Origin of the sequence: Sphingobium lactosutens DS20 (assembly GCF_000445105.1) — a bacterium.
Lineage (GTDB): Bacteria > Pseudomonadota > Alphaproteobacteria > Sphingomonadales > Sphingomonadaceae > Sphingobium > Sphingobium lactosutens.
Genome location: NZ_ATDP01000068.1, coordinates 1 through 18,728, shown reverse-complemented (window position 1 = coordinate 18,728; position 18,728 = coordinate 1). Strand labels below are relative to the sequence as shown.

General features: G+C 64.2%; 18 protein-coding genes. 9 read left to right on the top strand and 9 right to left on the bottom strand.

Features of this window, described 5'->3' with window-relative positions; translation table 11 throughout:
* Window positions 1–13: 13 nt before the first annotated feature.
* The 5 genes from RLDS_RS32620 to RLDS_RS32600 form a co-directional block, all read right to left on the bottom strand.
* Complete coding sequence (locus RLDS_RS32620) at window positions 14–379, bottom strand: DUF7673 family protein (protein ID WP_015063471.1); 366 nt, start codon at window positions 377–379, stop codon at window positions 14–16.
* A 161-nt stretch (window positions 380–540) separates the two neighbouring features.
* Window positions 541–759: a hypothetical protein gene (locus tag RLDS_RS32615; protein WP_020817755.1), complete on the bottom strand. Its 219-nt coding sequence runs from the start codon at window positions 757–759 to the stop codon at window positions 541–543.
* Window positions 760–816: 57 nt separating this feature from the next.
* A complete protein-coding gene (locus tag RLDS_RS56875) occupies window positions 817–1,431 on the bottom strand; it encodes a TetR/AcrR family transcriptional regulator C-terminal domain-containing protein (RefSeq protein ID WP_236616794.1) in 615 nt (204 codons plus the stop codon).
* Between the two features lie 630 nt (window positions 1,432–2,061).
* Window positions 2,062–2,451: a succinate dehydrogenase, cytochrome b556 subunit gene (sdhC, locus tag RLDS_RS32605; RefSeq protein ID WP_021224646.1), complete on the bottom strand. Its 390-nt coding sequence runs from the start codon at window positions 2,449–2,451 to the stop codon at window positions 2,062–2,064.
* On the bottom strand, window positions 2,444–3,109 hold the full coding sequence (locus RLDS_RS32600; RefSeq protein ID WP_020817752.1) for a TetR/AcrR family transcriptional regulator: 666 nt from the start codon (window positions 3,107–3,109) through the stop codon (window positions 2,444–2,446). Before RLDS_RS32600 ends, sdhC begins: the two co-directional genes overlap by 8 nt.
* 108 nt (window positions 3,110–3,217) lie before the next feature.
* Here RLDS_RS32600 and RLDS_RS32595 point away from each other — a divergent pair, with 108 nt between their 5' ends.
* Genes RLDS_RS32595 through RLDS_RS32580 form a run of 4 tightly spaced genes read left to right on the top strand, consistent with a single transcriptional unit; the run spans window position 3,218 to window position 7,935 of the window.
* A complete protein-coding gene (locus RLDS_RS32595; RefSeq protein WP_020817751.1) occupies window positions 3,218–4,618 on the top strand; it encodes an efflux transporter outer membrane subunit in 1,401 nt (466 codons plus the stop codon).
* Between the two features lie 13 nt (window positions 4,619–4,631).
* Window positions 4,632–5,741 carry an HlyD family secretion protein gene (locus tag RLDS_RS32590; RefSeq protein WP_021224645.1) on the top strand — a complete coding sequence of 370 codons (1,110 nt, stop codon included), beginning with the start codon at window positions 4,632–4,634 and terminating at the stop codon, window positions 5,739–5,741.
* Between the two features lies 1 nt (window position 5,742).
* Complete coding sequence (locus RLDS_RS32585; protein WP_031297421.1) at window positions 5,743–7,266, top strand: DHA2 family efflux MFS transporter permease subunit; 1,524 nt, start codon at window positions 5,743–5,745, stop codon at window positions 7,264–7,266.
* 9 nt (window positions 7,267–7,275) lie between these two features.
* The gene (locus RLDS_RS32580; RefSeq protein ID WP_020817748.1) at window positions 7,276–7,935 is read left to right on the top strand and encodes a TetR/AcrR family transcriptional regulator; all 660 of its coding nucleotides are present in this window, start codon (window positions 7,276–7,278) and stop codon (window positions 7,933–7,935) included.
* 72 nt (window positions 7,936–8,007) lie between these two features.
* Here RLDS_RS32580 and RLDS_RS32575 read toward each other — a convergent pair whose 3' ends face one another.
* Window positions 8,008–8,709 carry a DUF6118 family protein gene (locus tag RLDS_RS32575; protein WP_020817747.1) on the bottom strand — a complete coding sequence of 234 codons (702 nt, stop codon included), beginning with the start codon at window positions 8,707–8,709 and terminating at the stop codon, window positions 8,008–8,010.
* A gap of 13 nt (window positions 8,710–8,722) precedes the next feature.
* On the bottom strand, window positions 8,723–11,776 hold the full coding sequence (gene traA / locus RLDS_RS32570; protein WP_020817746.1) for a Ti-type conjugative transfer relaxase TraA: 3,054 nt from the start codon (window positions 11,774–11,776) through the stop codon (window positions 8,723–8,725).
* A 173-nt stretch (window positions 11,777–11,949) separates the two neighbouring features.
* Here traA and RLDS_RS0127685 point away from each other — a divergent pair, with 173 nt between their 5' ends.
* Genes RLDS_RS0127685 through RLDS_RS32555 form a run of 4 tightly spaced genes read left to right on the top strand, consistent with a single transcriptional unit; the run spans window position 11,950 to window position 15,103 of the window.
* Complete coding sequence (locus RLDS_RS0127685; RefSeq protein WP_020817745.1) at window positions 11,950–12,255, top strand: conjugal transfer protein TraD; 306 nt, start codon at window positions 11,950–11,952, stop codon at window positions 12,253–12,255.
* Between the two features lie 37 nt (window positions 12,256–12,292).
* On the top strand, window positions 12,293–12,520 hold the full coding sequence (locus RLDS_RS32565) for a conjugal transfer protein TraD (RefSeq protein WP_020817744.1): 228 nt from the start codon (window positions 12,293–12,295) through the stop codon (window positions 12,518–12,520).
* Window positions 12,520–13,434: a HEPN domain-containing protein gene (locus tag RLDS_RS32560; protein ID WP_139139475.1), complete on the top strand. Its 915-nt coding sequence runs from the start codon at window positions 12,520–12,522 to the stop codon at window positions 13,432–13,434. The genes RLDS_RS32565 and RLDS_RS32560 overlap by 1 nt, the downstream gene beginning before the upstream one ends.
* Window position 13,435: 1 nt before the next feature.
* Window positions 13,436–15,103, top strand: a complete 1,668-nt coding sequence (locus RLDS_RS32555; protein WP_020817742.1) for a type IV secretory system conjugative DNA transfer family protein — start codon at window positions 13,436–13,438, stop codon at window positions 15,101–15,103.
* Between the two features lie 489 nt (window positions 15,104–15,592).
* Here RLDS_RS32555 and RLDS_RS32550 read toward each other — a convergent pair whose 3' ends face one another.
* Both RLDS_RS32550 and RLDS_RS32545 read right to left on the bottom strand, forming a co-directional pair.
* On the bottom strand, window positions 15,593–16,378 hold the full coding sequence (locus RLDS_RS32550; protein WP_004213209.1) for an SDR family NAD(P)-dependent oxidoreductase: 786 nt from the start codon (window positions 16,376–16,378) through the stop codon (window positions 15,593–15,595).
* Window positions 16,375–16,926: a recombinase family protein gene (locus RLDS_RS32545; protein ID WP_004213210.1), complete on the bottom strand. Its 552-nt coding sequence runs from the start codon at window positions 16,924–16,926 to the stop codon at window positions 16,375–16,377. Before RLDS_RS32545 ends, RLDS_RS32550 begins: the two co-directional genes overlap by 4 nt.
* A 139-nt stretch (window positions 16,927–17,065) precedes the next feature.
* On the opposite strand from RLDS_RS32545, the gene RLDS_RS32540 reads away from it, so the two are divergent.
* A partial coding sequence (locus RLDS_RS32540) for a DUF4158 domain-containing protein (protein ID WP_040603558.1) occupies window positions 17,066–18,728 on the top strand: 1,663 nt, incomplete at its 3' end.

Below are 18,728 nucleotides of genomic sequence, written 5' to 3'. Positions count from 1 at the left end.
ATCTCCGGCACGTTTAAACGCTCTCGGTAGGATCGCCGCGATACCGCACCCAAAGGTCGTGCATCGCGTCGCGATAGCCCCATGCGTCGGCGTAGGTGGTCGGCTCCTGCGCCAGATAGGCCATGATGGTCAGCATATCCTCGGCAATGACGGCATCGACGTTGCAAAGGTGCAGGATCGGGAAATGCCCGCACTCGTCGCCGTTCCACCAGGCCAACAAGAAATCGGCGACCTTCGCCGATGCGCCCGTCTCGGCCGCGCGCGTGGGCGGCATGGCGATCGGGAGCAAGCGGCCGATCGCCTCGCCGACTTCATCGAAGCTCACGGCCCGGATGATCGGGCGGCGCTGCGGGGGTGTCGTGGCGGCCTTCTCGGTCATGCAATCCCGGTCCTTTTGAATGTATGATAAAGGACATTATCATACATAAACTGGCAGGGGAATCGGGCCACCAAAATTTGACGGAAGCGCGGCTGCGTGCCTGCTTACACGCAGCCGCGCGGCAACCTATCGCATCGACGGGGGGGGTCGATGGTGGTCGCCTATCTGTTTGCAGGTTCGGCGTGTTCGTTCAGCACAACGGTAAATTTAGAGCCGGCGAATGTTGTGCTGGGCCGGTGCCAAGCATCGACCACGATCAGGGATTTCGCATCAATGTCCACTCTCTCGCCGATCGCGGGATGCTTCGTGAAATGATAATCACCAAGCGCCGTAGCCGAGCTGCGCTCCGTCCCGATCATGACTTCCACAAGGTTTGACATCAAAGTTTCCCTTTCTCTGGTTTTGGGGATTGGGGGGAATCAGCCACATCCGATCGGTCATCGCCGCCCACGCTGGACCGTTGCTGCCTGCGGGCGCGGCGGCGGGCATTTGCATTGGATACCGCGAAGGAAAATCTCGACGGCTTGGTCGACGACATGCCGTATTTCATCTGGTGGCGGGGCGGGGCGGAGTCCTAGAGCCACCTCCAATTGGATATTGGCGCGCACCATTCCCACGAACTGCTGCGCGGCGATCGCGCAGTCATTGACAAAGATTTCCTCCCTCGTCGCGGCGCTCCGAAGCATATGGGCGAGGCCATCGGTCACGGCGCGGGGACCATCATCGAAAAATTGTTTGATAGAATCCGGCGAAATTCCGGGGTCGCCAACCGCTGCCTTGTAGATCGGAAGAAGCGTTGGCGAAGTGATCGCCGTGAGAAGCCGCTGGCCAAATTCGGTGAGGATAGCGCGAAGATCATGGTCATCGCCGCCGCTCCTAAGAGAAACGACCCAACGACCGCTGAAATCGGTGTTCGGACCCGCACCTAGGCGCGCTGTCGCTCCTTCATCGCCGTTCGATTGTTCATCTGGATTTACTGGCTTGCCCATATCCGGGTTTGCAGACGCCACATCATCTTCGTCGGGAGCCTGCTTCGTAGAAAGCAGACGCACCAATACGCGGAAACGCCAAGCCGCTATGGTCGAGAAGATGCCATGTGGCCGGTTGCGAAAGGCCGCGACCCGGCCCGCGATCAGCTCGATCTGCTCCATGTTGAACCCCGCCCTTGCAATTCTCATACGTTCGCCAGGGTCATCAGCGAGGCCGTAGCGAGCCAGAATCGCGAAACGCCGCAGCGCCTCAAGTCGCGGATTCGCGAGCCGGTTGGGCAACCGCGTGGCAACAAGAACGCGATACCATCTGTGCAGGCGGGAAGGCTCGAAAAGGCTCGCCGGACTGTCGGCCTCGGCAAGCGCGATGATAGTCAATTCGAGACGCGACAGACTTTCCGACAGCGACGCCTCATGCGTCTCGACGCGCCCTTCCCGGCACTCCGTGTGCGGTATCGGCTCGTTGTCGTTGGCCACCATCGCGCGAGGCCCCGTCAGGTCTTTAGGGGACAACGTGACGCGACAATCGCGATCATCGTATCCACCAGAATAATGTGCTGAAAACCGCACAAAGCGCTGCGACTACCAAGACAAGCTGTATAGTCGCTCCCATGCTGTTGCTAATGGATAGCATCTCTATGAGACTTTGAATTTCATGCTTCTTAGGGGAACTCATAACATAACGTCCCGATGCTATTTCATTTCCAATATTGTCCAGAATCCCAAGGTCATGGTCGATGAAAATACAAAGGTGCCGATCGCTCCCAAGCGCGCCGTCTTGAGGCGATACCCAGCTCCAATATCCATGACGAAGTGGCGGATGCCCGATGCTAGATGCTGGAACACGCACCAGGACAACCCGAACAGGATGTATGTGCCGAACCAGCTCGTCGCGAAGGCGGTAAAGCGCTCATATGCGTCGGCGCCTTCGGAAATCGACCACAACCACCAAAGCAGCAAGGGCATCCCGACCAGCGATATCGCAATGGCGGATAAACGATGCATGATCGACGTCATCATTGCGATCGGTGGTCGATAAATCGTCGCGTGCGGCGATAGCGGTCGCTGTTTCGTATTAGCCATTGCTCATCTGCCCCTTCGCTCTCCCTTCCCGGTCCACGCCGTAGATTCCGTGGAGGAAAATCCCGACGGCGGAGGTCACGGCTGCTTCGGCCTCGGGGGGCGATGGCGGCGGTCGGAGGCCAAGAACAACTTGCAGATGGAGATTGTCGCGAAACATGCCGACGAAGTGGTCTGCCGCACCCCGACAATCTTCGAGTTCGATTTCGCCGCGATCGCGGGCTTCTTCCAGAACCTCGGCGAGCCGATCGGAAGCGCGACCCGGCCCCTTCTCGAAAAATTCGCGCGCCAGCTCTGGAAAGCGGCCAGCTTCGGGCATGATCGAACGATAGACGCCGATCAAACCGGGAGACATGTAGATAGCGAGTAAGCGCCGGCCAAATTCAAGTAGAACCTCGCTAAGACTCCGGCCCTCCAGACCATCAACCGCAAGGGCGGAAAGTGCCGTGCCCGCGTTTTCAGAAACCAGGGCGGTGAACAGCCCCTCCTTGCTGCCAAACTCGTTGTAGATCGTTCGCTTCGAGCCGCCGAGACGCTCGATGATCGCGTCGATGCTGGTGGCGGCATAGCCCTGCTCGAAAAAGACCTGCGCTGCCGCTTCGAGGATGGCGGCCCGCCTGGCGTTCTTCGACGGACGGCGCGCGTGGGTGGCTGTGGCCATTTGCAACTCCATTCGCCTTACCTCATTGACTGGTAATGTCCGTTACCTTACCGATCAAGCGGTAATCTGAATTACCAACGGTGGACGATGCGGCGAATAGCGACACTTATGCTGGTGGCCGGACTGAGCGGATGTGCGAGCATCCCTAATCTTGGTCCCCGCCCCGACCCGGCCCTGCCCGGCTCATTCTCATCGACGCGCTCGCTCGCGGGTTCGTCGCAGGATTGGCCGAACGATGATTGGTGGCGGTCCTTCGACGACGCGCAACTCGATGCGCTGGTCAGTGAGGCGCTGCGGGATTCACCGACCATCGAGCAAGCGGCCGCACGAATCCGTATGGCGGGCGCGCAGGTCGAGCTGGCGCGGGCGGCCCTCCTGCCTAGCGTCGGCGCTACCGTTACCGGGCGCGAATCGCGCATTACACAAAGCATCGGTCTGCCTACCGATGGCGACTGGCACATGCTGGTGGCGGGCCTCGGAAGCCTCAACTACGACCTTGATCTTTGGGGCAAGAACAGGAAGGCGCTGCGCGCCACTGTCTCGGAGAAAAAGGCGGCCGAAGCCGATGACGCGACGGCCCGCCTCGCCCTCGCGGCGGCCGTGTCCACCACCTATGTCGATTTCGCGCAATTGCTGGTCCGTCAGGACGTCGCCACCGATGCGGTGCGGATACGGCGGGCAACGCTCGATCTGGTGTCACGGCGTTTCGATGCCGGCCTTGAGCCGCGCACGTCGCTGGAACAGGCACAAGGCGGCGTCGAGAGCGCCGAAGCCCAACTCGCGGCGATAAACGAGGCGATCGGGCTTAGCCGCAATGCGCTCGCGGCGCTGGTGGGCGCGGGGCCGGATCGCGGCCTGTCGATCGAAGCCCCTACACTTCGCACCCGACGCCCCGACGCCCTGCCGGCAAACATTCCGGCCGAACTCGTCGGACGTAATCCGCAAGTCGTTTCCGCAAGATGGCGGGTGGAATCCGCCGCCGAGCGCATAGGCGTCGCCCGCGCCGGCTTCTATCCGAACGTCAATATCAGCGGCCTCATCGGTCTTGCCTCGTTCGGCCTCGACAATCTTTTCAAGTCGGAATCGGTGATCGGTTCCTTCGGGCCTGCGATCAGCCTGCCGATCTTCCAGGGCGGGCGATTAAGCGCACGCTATCGCGGTGCGCGGGGCGACTATGACGCGGCGGTCGCGACCTACAACGAAACACTACTCCAGGCACTCCATCAAGCCGCTGACGCGGCAACGTCGCTGCGGGCGCTCCATGAGCGCGTGGATCGGACAGATGCGGCGGTCGCGCGCCAGGACGCGGCTTATGGCCTCGCCAAGATGCGCTATGAAGGGGGCCTCTCCGACTACCAATCGGTCCTCATCAGCGAGGACGCCCTTCTGGCCGCGCGCGAGCAAGCGGCCGCCCTGCGCCTGCGGGGCTTCATCCTCGACATTGCCTTGGCGAAAGCCCTGGGCGGCGGCTTCAAGGCGGCTGTCCCGGCCAGCGATACCAACTCTTGACTGGGAATAACCGATGACCGACGCCACCCTTGAGCAAGACCACGATATGCAGGACACCCCGCCCCCGTCCAAGAGCGGGAAGCGAAAGCGGCTGTTCCTCATCTTCGGCGGCGCAATCGTCCTGATCGCCCTGTGCTGGTGGATATGGGCGACCTTCATCGCCGGCGACACGGAATCGACCGAGAACGCCTACACGAATGTCGAGGTGTCGCAGGTCACGCCGCTTGTCGGCGGCCCGGTCAAGCGGGTGGCTGTCGTCAACACCCAGGCGGTGCGCGCCGGCGACGTGCTGGTGGAGCTGGACGACACCGATCTGCGCCTTGCGGTCGCGCAGGCCGAAGCGGCGCTCGGCCGCGCGCGTCGGCAGGTCCGGCAGGTTCAGGAAAATGACGTGAATCTCGCAGGCCAGGAGGGCGTGGGCGCGGCCGATCTGCTTCGCGCGCAGGCCGATCTCGACAAGGCGTTGCTCGATGAGCGGCGTCGCCAGCGTCTCGCCGCGCCCGGCGCGATCTCGCAGCAGGAATTGTCGGACTCGCAAACGGCGGTTCGGGTGGCGCAAGCCGCCGTCAACCAGGCCAAGGCGCGTGTCGCGGCCGCCGCTGGCGCGCGGCGCGCCAATCAGGTGCTTGTCGAGGACACGACCGTCGAAACCAACCCGGAAGTTCTTGCCGCGAAGGCGCGTCTGGATCAGGCAAAGGTCGACCTCTCACGCGCCGTCATCCGCGCGCCGGTCGATGGCGTCGTGGATCAGCGCCATGTCGCGGTCGGCCAGCGGGTGCAGCCAGGCGTGCCGGTGATGGTCGTTGTTCCCGTGCAGGATATGTATGTCGATGCCAACTTCAAGGAAGGCCAGCTTCGCGGCGTCAAGCCCGGTCAGCCGGTGCATCTCACCTCGGACCTCTACGGCTCGGACGTGGTGTATCATGGCCGCGTGGAAGGGTTCGCAGGCGGTTCCGGCTCGGCCTTTGCCGCGATCCCCGCGCAGAACGCGACCGGCAACTGGATCAAGGTCGTCCAGCGCCTTCCCGTTCGCATCCGGCTCGATCCGAAGGAACTGAAAGAGCATCCGCTGCGCGTCGGCTTGTCGATGCACGCAACGGTCGATCTTTCCGGGGCACGCTGAAATGTCCGCACATAGTGCTGAGGGTTATCCGCCGCTGACAGGCGCGAAACTCGCCATGGCGGCGGCCGCGCTGGCGTTCGGCAATTTCGTGGTGGTGCTCGATACGACGATCGCCAATGTGGCGATGCCGACGATTTCGGGCGATCTTGGTGTCTCAACGACAGAGGGGACGTGGATCATCACGGCCTATGCGGTCGCCGAAGCCATCACCGTTCCCCTGACGGGCTGGCTCTCGCGCCGGTTCGGGGAAGTGCGGCTGTTCACGGCCTGCGTCATCGCCTTCGTGATTTGCTCGATCCTTTGCGGGCTGTCCGGCTCGCTCGGCTTCCTGGTGCTGTTCCGCATCCTGCAAGGTTTCGCGGGTGGCCCGATCATCCCGCTATCGGCCACCCTGCTGATTTCGGTCTTTCCCAAGGACAAGAGCAACATCGCTTTGGCGATATGGGGCATGACGACCGTGGTGGCCCCGATCTTCGGCCCTATCCTCGGAGGCTACATCTCCGACAATTATCATTGGGGCTGGATTTTCTACATCAACATCTTCTTCGGGCTTGCCGTTAGCGGCGTCGCCTGGTGGCTGCTGCACAACCGCGAAACGCCGATCTCGCGCAGCCGGATCGACATAGTGGGCCTCCTTCTCCTCGTCGTGTTCGTGAGCGCGTTCCAGACCATGATCGACAAGGGGCGCGAACTGGACTGGTTCTCATCCTCCTTCATCGTCTGGATGGCGATCGTCGCGGCGATCGCGCTCGGCGCGCTGATCCTGTGGGAGCTGACCGACGATGATCCGGTGATCGACCTTTCGGTGTTCAAAAACCGGACCTGGCTCATCTCCACGCTATCGCTGGGGCTAATGTTCGGGCTGTTCTTCGGAAATATCGTGCTGACCCCGCTCTGGCTGCAACAGATGATGGGCTACACCGCGACCTGGGCGGGCTTTGCGACCGCGCCCATGGGGATTTTGGCGGTCGTGACGGCCCCGATCGTCGGGCGGCTCATGGGCAAGATCGACCCGCGCCTGATCGTCACCTATGGTATGGTGGTTCTCGCCATCTCCTTCTTCATGCGCGCGCTGCTGAACGCGCAGGCTGATTTCATGTCGGTCGCGATCCCCATGTTCGTGCTTGGCGCTGGTGTGCCGGCCTGTCTGGTCACGCTCACGTCGCTGGGCGTGTCGGAGCTTCCCCCCGAAAAGATCGCCAACGGTTCGGGGTTGCAAAACTTCATCCGCATCATGGCGATGGCGGTGGGCGCGTCGCTGACTTCGACCTATTGGGAGAATGCGACGAAAGGAAATCGCGCCGAGCTGGTCGCGATCATTGACCCGACAATGGCTCCTGCGTCTCTGCCCGGATTGCAGCCCGGTTCCGGCCTCGCCGCCTTCTCCCGAATGGTGGACATGCAGGCCGTGATGCTCGCCACCAACGATTTCTATGCGATGGCGACGATCCTTATTCTGGTGTTCGCAGGGGTAATCTGGCTCGCGAAACGACCCAAAGGACCGCTCCAACAAGTCAGCCATTGAGGCGGTTCCGTGCCGCGCAATCTTGATGGCGAGGCACCCCGGCGCGGGATCAAACGCGAAGAGCGCCGCTGCGCGATCGTGACGATCGCGCAGCGGCACTTTGCTGAACATGGGTTCGGCGGTGCTTCCATGTCCGCCATCGCGGCCGAGATTGGCGGGTCCAAAGCCACGCTTTGGGCCTATTTCCAATCAAAGGAGGATTTGTTCGCGGCCGCCCTCTCCGCCTGGCTGGACGAAATCGAGCCGCGCAGCGTCGCCCCTTCGCAGGGCGACGCGCGGCAACGGCTGATCGACTATTGCACGGCGTTCATGTCGGCCATGCTGACGCCGGTGGCCGAGACGATTTTCCGCCTCATCGTCGCGGAGGGCCAACGCTTTCCAGAGTTGGGCCGCGCTTATTATCGGCGGGTGCTACTGGCGCATCATCTGATGCTGTCCGAGCTTCTGGAAGGACAGCTCCGCGCAGGCCGACTCTTGCCCCGCTCGCGCGCGCCGTCCAGTTTGCGGGCGGCGGAACAGCTTCTGGAGATATGCATGTGCCGGTTGCTGGTGCGGCGGGTGTGCGGGCTGGAACTGGACAGCTCGGCCGACGCGATCGCCAGAGAAGCGGCCGAGGCCGTGGACATGTTCTTGCATGGCTATGGCTCCCGCCCCCGGAGAGCAAGGTGAGCCATTGCGGAACGGGGCGTGAATCCCGCATGACGGGGGCAGGTGCGGCGGCGACAGGCTTGAAAACTCCACCTATTGCGCGGTCGCGGGCCTCACTTCGATCGTGCAGCGCACCGGCTTCTTCGCCTTCTCGGCCTGCTCGCGGCACGCCTGCACCGCTTCGCGGTTGCCATCGGCGAGCGGGGCGGCCGCGACGATCAAGCCCCAGCTCTCCGGCGCGGCCGTCTGCATCAACCGTTGCCCCGCATCCCATGCCGACTTTTCGCCAAGCGCCCGCGTCGCCATGCTCTCGGGCCAAAGCCAGCTCGCCGGCATCATCCGGGCGATCGGGCCGGCGAGCAGCGCATAGAGCAACAGCCCCAGCACCAGGCCACCGCCCCCGGCGATAGCGAGCCAGCGATTTTGCACATCGCCGCGCCGCGCAGACGCGACCATTTTTTGCAAGTCGAAGGTCGCGGACGACAAGGCCGATTTCGTGGATTGGACCTGATGCTGCAATTCGCGGGTCGCCTCGGCAACGGAAGCGTTTAAACGGCCCCCCATATTCTCCGGGGTGAGCGTCATGGCGGGGCTTTTCCGCACGCCGTCGATCTGCTGCACCAGGATACCCAGCACCTTTTCGGTGCGCTCTAGCGTCGGCTCGTAATCGGGAATGTCGATGGACTCGCGCGCCGTGGTCAGCGCCTCGACCGCATGGCGCAACAACGACACCTCGCCGCGCAACCGCTCGAACGCCAGCGCCGGGTCGTCGCGCTCCTGGCTATCCTCATCCATCGTTCTTTTCTCCTTACCGGCTCAATCCACGATCACGGCCTATCCCCAAATCCTGCGTCAACTGGCGGCCCAAATCGCCCCGCCCCATGTCGCGGCTGCGGTTCATGCCGATCTCAAGCCCCAGCTCGCGGACACGGCCGCGCAGGATCGATTCCACCTGGGGATCGCGCTCAAGGCTTTTCGCCATGCCCGCCATTTCCTTGCCCGCCTTCTCGCGCCCCGTCATGTCGCCGGCGCGATAAAGCCGGTCGCGGTCCTGGCGAAGCGCCTGCCAGCGTTCCACGAAGCGATCGGCGCGCAGGGCAGGATCGGCGCGCACGCGGGCCTCATGCCGCATCGCCTCGACCATCGGGCCGCTGCGCCCCGCCGCCGCCTCGCGCAGCAAGGCGGGGTCGCGCTGGAACGCCGACGCCATATCGCGCGAGGCTCCGGGCCTGATCTGGTCCAGCGCCTCCGTCGCGCGTTCGAGCGCGACTTTCTGATGTTCCAGCACCGGCCCGCCTGATGCGCGCGCCTGCAACACCGCCTCGGCCGAACGCGAGGCGCGCTCGACCGCGCGCGTGAAAGCGCGGTCCTCGCCGCGATCGGCACGCGCCGGGGCAGGCTTCGCCGGCTCGGCCGACAGCTTCAAGCCGTCGAACATGCCGCGCCGCGGCGTCTGTTCGGCCGCGGGCGTGCGCTCGATCGGGCGCGGCGTGAAACCCGCGAACATGCCCCGTTCGGGCGCTGCGGAAGATCCTCGCTCTGTTGGCGAGATCTCCGCGCGCGGATCTCGCCCTGCCTCGCGGGGCGCATCCGGCAAGCGGATCTCGCCCGAGAGGCCCCGCCGATCGGCGAAGGCCCGCGCTTCGGCGTCGCGATCACGACTATCAGGGGCACGGCCATAATCCGACGCCATATCCTTCGCCCGCTCGCGCGACAGCGTGCGGACAAGCCGGCGATAATCGGCGAAGTCGTCGCGGCCATAATGGAGCTGCACCCCGTCGCGGTGCCGCGACAGCGCCACATAGGCGGAATGACGGTCCATGCCGGGGGTCGCCAGCACATGCGCCCGATCGACCGTCACGCCCTGCGATTTATGGATGGTGGCGGCATAGCCGTGATCGACATGGGCATAATCTTTCAGGTCGAACGCGACGCTGCGGCCGTCATCAAGGCGAACGGCCATGCGCTCGGGGCTGACCTGCTCGACCTTCCCCAGCGTGCCGTTCTTCACCCCTAGCCCGCGCTCGTTTTTCAGGAACATGATGCGGTCGCCGTTCGCGAACGCCCGCGCGCCCCGCTCGGCCGACACGCGCACGTCCGGCCCCAGCTCGCCACCGTCGCGCAGCCGATCGCGCGCGGCTAGGTTCAAATCGCGCACCTCGGCATTGGTATGGGTGAGGATGATCCGCGACTGATCCGGCGCGGCGATGCGCTCGGCATCCCAGCGGTCCACAAGGTCGGCGCGGGCTTGGCTGCGCGTCTCGGCCGCCTGCACCATTCCATGCGCCTCATAGGCATGGATCGCCTCGCCCGCCCTGCCCGTCGCCAGCGCCCTGGTCGCGTCGCGCTGCCAGTCCTCGCGCTGCCGGCGTATCTCGGTGATCTCGGCCCAACCGTGGCGCTCGGTCACGGCCCGGAACGCCGCGCCGGCCTCGATCGCCTGCAACTGCTCGGGGTCGCCGACAAGAACGACCTTCGCCCCGGCCTGCTCGGCATGGGACAGCACGCGCTCCATCTGGCGCGTGCCGATCATGCCGGCCTCGTCGATCACCAGCACGTCGCGGGGGCCTAGCAGCTCGCGGCCCTGCTCCCATTGATATTCAAGGCTGGCGATCGTCCGCGACGCGATGGCGGACCCGCCTTCCAGATTCTCGGCCGCGATGCCCGACAGCGCCGCGCCCCGCACCGTGTAGCCCTGTGCCTCCCACGCCTCGCGCGCCACCCCCAGCATCGCCGACTTGCCGCTGCCGGCATAGCCGACGACCGACGCCAGGCCCTTGTCGCCGGTGATATGCGCCAACGCCCCGCGCTGCTCGGCCGACAGGTCCAGCCCCCTGCCCTCGGCCGACGCCAGCGCGCGGGTCACATGGGCATCGGCGACGCCATGCCCCCGGTCGATCGCCAGCCCTTCGGCGGCGCGTTCCAACCGCTGCTCGGCCGCGATCATGTCGCGCGACGTGAACCGATCCTCGCCCTTCCCGTCCCGCCCCAGCGCCACCAGCTCGGGCGAGGATCGCACCGCGCTCATCACCTGGTCGAACTGATCCTTGCCGTCGCTGTGCCGGAACGCGAACTGCGCCAGGTCGCGGCGCGTGAACGTCGCCTGCTGCCGGGTGATGGCGTCGAGCGCGATTTCGGGACTGGCGATGATCTTCTCGCCATTCTCGCGCGCGATCCGGGCATGGTCCTCGACCCGTTCGGCCTCAAGCCCCTGTTCGGGCATACGCGACGCCGCCGGCCCGATCTTGTGCTGCGGCTCAAGGTCGATGCCCTGCGCCGCCAGGGTCCGGTGATCTATGCGAGCATCAATATCCAGCTCGGCTAGGCGCTCGTTCACATGGTCCGCCCACGCCTCGCGCCACTCCTGCAAAAGCTGCGTCGAGTTCCACTCGCGCACCTTCTGGCCGAAGCCCTCGGGGCCAACCTCGCGCATCGACAACATGACATGCGCGTGCGGTTTGGGCTGGCCGTCCTTCCCCCTGTCCCAATGCACGTTCATGTCTGCGACCATGCCGCGTTCGACGAACTGCTTTTCGACAAACTCGCAGGCGAGCGCGACACCCTGCGCCTGGTTCAACTCGCGCGGAATCGAAAACTCGATCTCGCGGGCAAGCTGGGCGTCCTTGCGTTTCTCTCCCGCCTCGACCTCGTTCCACAAGGTCGCGCGATCGTTTAAACGCTCCGGCGCACCTTCGGGCAGCATGATTTCCGAATGGACGACTCCGGCCTTGTTCGAGAAATCATGGTCGCGCCCGAGTCGGTCATCGTGCAGCCGTTCCGCCGCGCGATAGGCCGCGCTGGCAACGGCGCTCGATCCGTTGGCGCGACTGATGACCTTGGCCGAGAAATGGTAGATCGCCATGACGGCCGCTATATTGCCTTTCTTAGCGCACGTCGGCAACGACGTATAAGCGCGCACTCACACTCTCTGACGTTCGCGTGATTGACTTCGCCGCATTTTTTCTGCCGGGGGCGTTCCTCGCGCGCGCGATCGTGCTACGCTGCGTCCCTGATCCTGGGCGCGAGGGAGAGGATATGCGGAAGGTGCGCGACTATGACGCGGAGCTGCGGGCGCTGAACGACAAGGCGCGCGCGCTCAAGGCGAAGAAGGTTCAGCAGCTCGGCGAGCTAGTCACGTCCACCGGGGCCGACGCACTCGACCCCGACACGCTGGCGGGCGCGCTACTCGCTGCTACCGAAAGCGCCAACGCGGACGAAAGGGAGGCGTGGCGCGTGAAGGGCGCGGCCTTCTTTCAGGGACGCGGGCGCAAGGCTTCCCGACGCGCTGGCGGCAACACTCAAGGCGGACACGAGACTGGCGCAGGCGAGACGCCGCGTTGAAGCCGCGCAGCGCCGCACTGATACGAGGGGATGGGTCGTGGCCCGCCGCGAACGCACCCGCCATCTCATAGAGCTGGGCGGCCTCGTCCAGAAAGCCGGCCTTGTCGATCTGACCGACGACGACCGCGCCACCCTTTACGGTGCGATGCTCGACCTCGCCGCGCGTGTCCAGGGTGACGACGCCAGCAATATGCTGGCGCTCTGGAAGCGGCGCGGCAAGCGAGCGTTTGACGCGGAGGCGAACGCCGGGGCGGGTCCGACATGATGCGCGACGGCCTCGATCATCTTCCCGCCGTCAAGCGCCGCGAGCTGGAACGGGTCGCCCGCGTCCTGTTCGATGAATTTGAGGATGCTGTCAAAACCAAGCTCTCCGACAAGCGCAAGGGCGGCCGCATCCTCAAGCTGATCCTGTTCGGCTCCTATGCGCGCGGCGATTGGGTCGAGGATCGCGCCAGCGGCTATATTTCCGACTATGACCTGCTCATCGTCGTCAACTCCGACACCTTCACCGATCTGCAAACATGGTGGGCGGCCGCTGACGATCATCTGGTGCGCGAGCTGACCGTCACCAGGCACCTCGCCACCCCCGTCAATTTCATCGTTCATTCGCTGATGGACGTGAACGACCAGCTCGCGCGCGGCCGTCCCTTCTTCGCCGACATAGCCCGCGACGGCATCGCCCTCTACGAAGCGCCGGGACAGCGCCTCGCTGCGCCCCGCCAGCTCTACGCGGAGGAACGCCACGCCGAAGCCATGGCGCACTATGACAAGTGGCTCCCCGATGCCGCTTACTGCCTGACGCTCGCCGAATATGCGATCCGCGACGGCAAGACCAACCATGCCGCCTTCATGCTCCACCAGGCCGTCGAGCGCGCCTATCATGGCCTCCTGCTCGTCCTGACGCTCTACAGCCCCAAGTCGCACCGCCTGACCGTCCTGCGCTCGCTCGCCGAAAACCTAGACCCCCGGCTGATCGAAGCCTGGCCGCGCGACACCCGCGCCGCTCGCCGCGCCTTCGCGCAGCTCCAGCGCGCCTATGTCGAGGCACGCTATTCCCCGGCCTATGAAATCACCCCCGACGAACTGGCGTGGATCATCTACCGCGTGAAGCATCTCCACGCGATCGCAGCCGCGATCTGCGCGGAACACCTCGCCGGCAACGGAAAAGGAACGGCCTGACATGGAATGGTTCCGCCAGCTCGGCCGCGCGCTCCGCAACGTCGCCCGCCTGTCGCGCCGCAATCCAATATGGGCGATCACGGCGCTGACCCTTAGCCCGATCGCCCTCATTCGCCATCTGCTGCGCGTCGCGGCCCTGTTCCTGATCGTCGCCCTGGTGCTGGGGCTGGGGATGCCGCTCATCGCGGAAAAGCTGCTCGGCCTGCCCCGCGATTCCCTGATCTACCAGGCATTGATGATGCTGACGGGCCTAGTCGTCATCCTCATCGTCCTGCGCGCCCTCTTTCAACCGCTAATCCTGCGCTATGGTGGCCTTGACGGCGACGACACGCACGGCTCGGCCCGCTTCGCCACGGCGAACGAGACGCGCGCCCTCGCCCGCGCCGATACCGGCCTGCTGATCGGCCGCGACATGAAAACCCGCAAGCTGCTGCGCTATCCCGGCCCCGCCCATCTGCTGACGATCGCGCCGACGCGCACCGGCAAGGGGGTGGGCACGATCATTCCCAACCTGATCGACTATCCCGGCCCGGTCGTGTGCATCGACCCCAAGGGCGAGAACGCCATCGTCACCGCGCGCGAGCGCGCCAGGTTCGGTCCGGTCCATATCCTCGATCCGTTCGGCATCACCGGCCTGCCCTCGGCCGCCTTCAATCCGCTGGATCGGATCGACCCCGCCGGTCTCGATCTCGCCGACGACGCCATGACGCTCGCCGACGCGCTGGTCTATGACGCTCCCGGCGAAGCGGGCGAGGCGCATTGGAACGACGAAGCCAAGGCGCTGATCGCCGGCCTGATCCTCCATATCGTCGCCAGCGAGCCGCCCGCGACCCGCACCCTCGCCACGCTGCGCGATCATCTGACGCTCGCCCCGCAAGCCTTCGCCGCCCTGCTCTCCGACATGCAAGGCTGCGGCGGCCTGGTCGCGCGCGCCGCCAATCGCCATCTCGGCAAGTCCGACAAGGAAGCCTCCGGCGTGCTGTCGGCCGCGCAGCGCCATACCCATTTCCTCGATTCCCCACGCATGGGCCGGGTTCTCGGCCGCTCGGATTTCGCGTTCGCCGACATGAAGGCGTCGCCGGCGACAATCTTCCTCGTCCTGCCGCCCGATCGCATCGCCGCCTATGCCCGCTGGCTGCGCCTGATGATCGCGCAAGCCCTCACCGATCTGTCGCGCGGCGCGGTCCCTGCCCGCCCCGTCCTGTTCCTGCTCGATGAATTTGCCGCGCTCGGCCGCCTCGATCCGGTCGAACGCGCTATGGGCCTGATGGCCGGCTACGGCGTCCAGCTCTGGCCGATTTGCCAAGATATTCACCAGCTCCGCACGCTCTACCGCGAGCGCGCCGGCACCTTCTTCTCCAATGCCGGGGCGTTACAGATATTCGGCGTCAACGACCATGACAGCGCCAAGCTCGTCTCCGATCTGCTCGGCCAGGAAACGGTGATGTTCGAGACGATGAGCCGCGCTCTCGATGCCGACGAAACCGGAATCTCGTTCGGCGTGCAACATGTCGGCCGCCCGCTGCTGACCCCCGATGAAGTCCGCACCCTGCGGCCCGATTTGCAGCTCCTGTTCCTCGCCGGCCAGCGCCCGATCGTCGCCACCAAGCTCGCCTATTATGTCGATCGCGAGTTCGCGGGACGGTTCGATCCGGTGCAGCCCGTTTAAACGGCTTCAAGCGCAAGCATCATAATATCATTTGTATATCTAACCGATGGCGTTCCGCCATATATCGGCATCCGTGAAATCGTCCGAAAGCGTTGAAAATCTACCGCTGCCGCGCGAAAGGTGAGTTTTGGGGTATCGGCTCACTTTTCGCGGGTCGGCGCGGCGAGGCGACAAGGATCTACTTTCAGAAAAATCCTGCCCTGGGACGCCCATAGAGCGGCTTAGCACGTTCGACTCTCCCCGACCTATCGAACGCCCGAAATGCCGTCCAGCGGCCCGGAAATCGCACCAGTAGCGACGTTTCCGCCTGCCCTGCCCTCTCGAATAGATCGCTGCCCTATCCGCCTGGCTTTTCTGGAAAGCCAATTGCGACAGTGGAGGGGTGACTACACGAAAGTGACGTATCTGCACGCTAAGGGCGAACAAATCCGGTACGATGCCAGCAGATGCTATTCGCAGGCTTTCCTGCCCCTTTTATGTGGTGCCGCCCTACGGGCGCCGATATGGGAGGGCGGCAATCCGATTGACCAACGATCGAGGTAGAACCCTGCTCGCCAAATATGTGAGCTGGTTGCCCATCCCCGGTATGGCGAAGGATTGCCGATAAACCAGAGCGTGGACTGCATGGGCCGCGCACCGGTCAACGTCCATCAAACCCAACCTCCCCCACTTCAAATCGCTGAGGGCAGCCATGTCTGTGTCGATTCCACCGGGTGCAAAAGACCCAACACTCACTCCCGTCCCGGCAAGCTCCACGGAAAGCGCTCGCATGAGGGTGCTCACATAGGCTTTCGACGCGCCGTAGACCGCTTGGAAGGGCACGGATGTTTCGCCCGCCAGGCTCGACACGGCGATTACTGAGGATTCAAACGGCTGCTCCCTGAAAATCGCAATCAGGCGAGCCAGCAAATCCGTGAAACCGAGTATGTTTGTTTCAATTACCTCGGCATAAGTGTCGGCACGGCCTGCATCAAATGAACCAACGCTCGTCATTCCGGCAACCAACAAAGCGGCTGTTACTTGCAATTCTGCAACCTTAGCCGCGATTTTCTCCCTGCCCTCGATTTCACGTTGATCAGCCACTATAATCTCGCACGGCACATTGAACCGCTCGTCAATTTCGGTCTGTAGCTCCCGCAAGTTGTCGAGCCTTCGTCCAACAATCAGGGGCTTGGCCTGGTACGATGCCGCCAAGCGGAGGGCGGACGCTCTGCCCAAACCGGTCGAAGCCCCTGTGACCAGCACCCACGAGTTCTTGATCGCCAGCGGTTTCACGCGTTTTCCAGAGCCTTGTATAGGGCGGTTTTGCCGATCTTGAGCCGGGCCGCCGCCTCACGAACAGTGAGGCCCGCTGCGATATGCGCCCGCGCTTTACGTAGTTTGTCGGGGGTAACGACAGGCCGGCGACCACCCTTGTTGCCCCGCTCGCGTGCGGCCTTGAGGCCGGCATGAGTGCGTTCACGGATCAGGTCACGCTCGAATTGGGCCAGCGAGCCGAAGATGTTGAACACCAGCATGCCGCCCGAAGTGGTGGTGTCGATATTCTCGGTGAGTGAGCGGAACCCGATGCCGCGCGCCGCAAGCTCGCCGACCTTCTCGATCAGGTGGCTCATCGAGCGGCCGAGGCGGTCGAGTTTCCAGACCACCAGCGTGTCGCCGGGGCGCAAATAGGCGAGCGCTTCGGTTAGGCCAGGCCGATCGGCTTTTGCCCCGGATGCGTGATCGTCGAATATACGGTCGCACCCGGCAGTGTTCAGCGCGTCAAGCTGGAGCGACAGCTTCTGGTCTGCGGTCGAGACGCGCGCATAGCCGATCAGCGCCACATGATGCCCGATCCTGTCCGTTTTCCCGTCATTATGCGATCTTGTCCGAATCGCCGTTACAGGTCCAGAGTTAACGGACATATTCCTGTTGGCCGCCAGAGGACCGTCTGACGGACACGCAAAGCGAAGGAGATGATGCTTGGCGAGACGGCGACTGGTGAGCCTGGAAATCTGGGCGAGGCATTATGGCGCGCCGCTCGATGAGCGCGAGATCGCGCGTCATTATACGCTGACCAGCGACGACCTGGAAATTGTCGGCCGCCGTCGCGGCGATGCCACCCGGCTCGGCTATGCGATGCTCATGCTATATATGAGATGGCCTGGCCGTGCGCTGGAAGCGGGCGAAGTCCCGCCCGCTCCTGTGCTCGCCTATGTGGCGCAGCAACTCGGCGTCGCGCCGGCAGCCTTCGCGGATTATGCCCATCGGGACCAGACCCGTCGCGAGCATCTCGTCGAAATCCGACGATCGCACGGGTTCAGGATTTTTGACCGCAACGCTTTCCGTGAAGTTGTCGCCTTCTCGGTCCCAATCGCGCAGACCATCATACACCCCGGCCAGATGGCAGACGTCATCGTCGATGAACTCCGGCGCCTGCAGATCCTCCTGCCTTCTCCGTCGATTCTCGAAGCGGTGCTGCGGCGGGCGCGCCAGCAAGCCGAACAGCTTACCTATGAAGTGCTCACGAATGGCCTGCTGCCTGACACCCTTCAGGGCCTGGACGATTTGCTGGCCCGACGACCGGGGCAGGTCGCGACATGGCTATCCTGGATGCGCAATGCGCCACAATCGCCGGCAGCGCGCAACATCCTGCGCCTGATCGAACGGCTCGCCTATATCCGCGCGCTGGGCCTCGATCGCGCCCGTGCCGACATGATCCCGGCTTTGACTTTTGACAGGCTGGCGGACGAAGGCAGCCGCATCACACCCCAGCACCTTGGCGAACTCAATGCCCTGCGCCGCCATGCGACGCTGGCGGCAACCGGCATCCGGCTTGAGGAAAGCCTGACCGACGCCACCCTGACGATGTTCGACAAGCTGTTGGGCAGCATGGCGCGCCGCGCCGAGAACCGGACCCGCGACAAAGCCCTCAAGACGGTGCGCGAGTTGCAAGGCCACCTCCGGACGCTCACGGGGTCTTGCCGCCTCCTCATCGACGCGCGCAGCAAGGGCGTGGATTCTCTGGCGCAGATCGAGGCGCTGGACTGGCAGCACTTCGCCGTGGCCGTCGAGCAGGCCGAAGTGCTCGGGCGACCGGAAACCGTCGATCGCACCGCCGAATTGATCGAGCGGCATCGGACGGTGAAGCTCTTTGTCGGCGCTTTTCTCAACGCCTTCGAGTTTCGCGGCGCCGGCGCGGTTCAGGGGCTCCTGTCAGCGCTGGCCATCATCGCGGAGCTATATCGGACCGGCAAACGGCGCTTGCCTGATCGCGTGCCGCTACGCTTTGTGCCGCCCGCATGGCGCCCGTTCGTCCTGCGGGATGGCATCGTTGATCGTGCCGCTTATGAACTATGCGCCTTGTCGCAACTACGCGAGCGGTTGCGAGCCGGGGATATATGGGTCGCGGGAAGCCGGCAGTTTCGCGATTTCGACAGCTATCTCATACCGCCGGCGACCTTTGCGGCGCTGCGCGAGAAGGGGCCGTTGCCGCTCGCCATCGAAACGGATTTCGAGCGCCATATCGAGGAACGGCGCACCAGGCTCGACACGGCGATCGAGCAGGTAACGGTCCTTGCACGGCAAGGGGAGCTGCCCCAGGTTAAGCTTGACGAAAACGGTCTCATCATCTCGCCGCTGAAGG

Bases quoted from the DNA above. Each gene is read 5' to 3' on its own strand.
- RLDS_RS32620 (WP_015063471.1), bottom strand. From the start codon at position 379: ATGACCGAGAAGGCCGCCACGACACCCCCGCAGCGCCGCCCGATCATC.
- RLDS_RS32615 (WP_020817755.1), bottom strand. From the start codon at position 759: ATGTCAAACCTTGTGGAAGTCATGATCGGGACGGAGCGCAGCTCGGCT.
- sdhC (WP_021224646.1), bottom strand. From the start codon at position 2,451: ATGGCTAATACGAAACAGCGACCGCTATCGCCGCACGCGACGATTTAT.
- RLDS_RS32600 (WP_020817752.1), bottom strand. From the start codon at position 3,109: ATGGCCACAGCCACCCACGCGCGCCGTCCGTCGAAGAACGCCAGGCGG.
- RLDS_RS32595 (WP_020817751.1), top strand. From the start codon at position 3,218: ATGCTGGTGGCCGGACTGAGCGGATGTGCGAGCATCCCTAATCTTGGT.
- RLDS_RS32590 (WP_021224645.1), top strand. From the start codon at position 4,632: ATGACCGACGCCACCCTTGAGCAAGACCACGATATGCAGGACACCCCG.
- RLDS_RS32585 (WP_031297421.1), top strand. From the start codon at position 5,743: ATGTCCGCACATAGTGCTGAGGGTTATCCGCCGCTGACAGGCGCGAAA.
- RLDS_RS32575 (WP_020817747.1), bottom strand. From the start codon at position 8,709: ATGGATGAGGATAGCCAGGAGCGCGACGACCCGGCGCTGGCGTTCGAG.
- traA (WP_020817746.1), bottom strand. From the start codon at position 11,776: ATGGCGATCTACCATTTCTCGGCCAAGGTCATCAGTCGCGCCAACGGA.
- RLDS_RS0127685 (WP_020817745.1), top strand. From the start codon at position 11,950: ATGCGGAAGGTGCGCGACTATGACGCGGAGCTGCGGGCGCTGAACGAC.
- RLDS_RS32560 (WP_139139475.1), top strand. From the start codon at position 12,520: ATGCGCGACGGCCTCGATCATCTTCCCGCCGTCAAGCGCCGCGAGCTG.
- RLDS_RS32555 (WP_020817742.1), top strand. From the start codon at position 13,436: ATGGAATGGTTCCGCCAGCTCGGCCGCGCGCTCCGCAACGTCGCCCGC.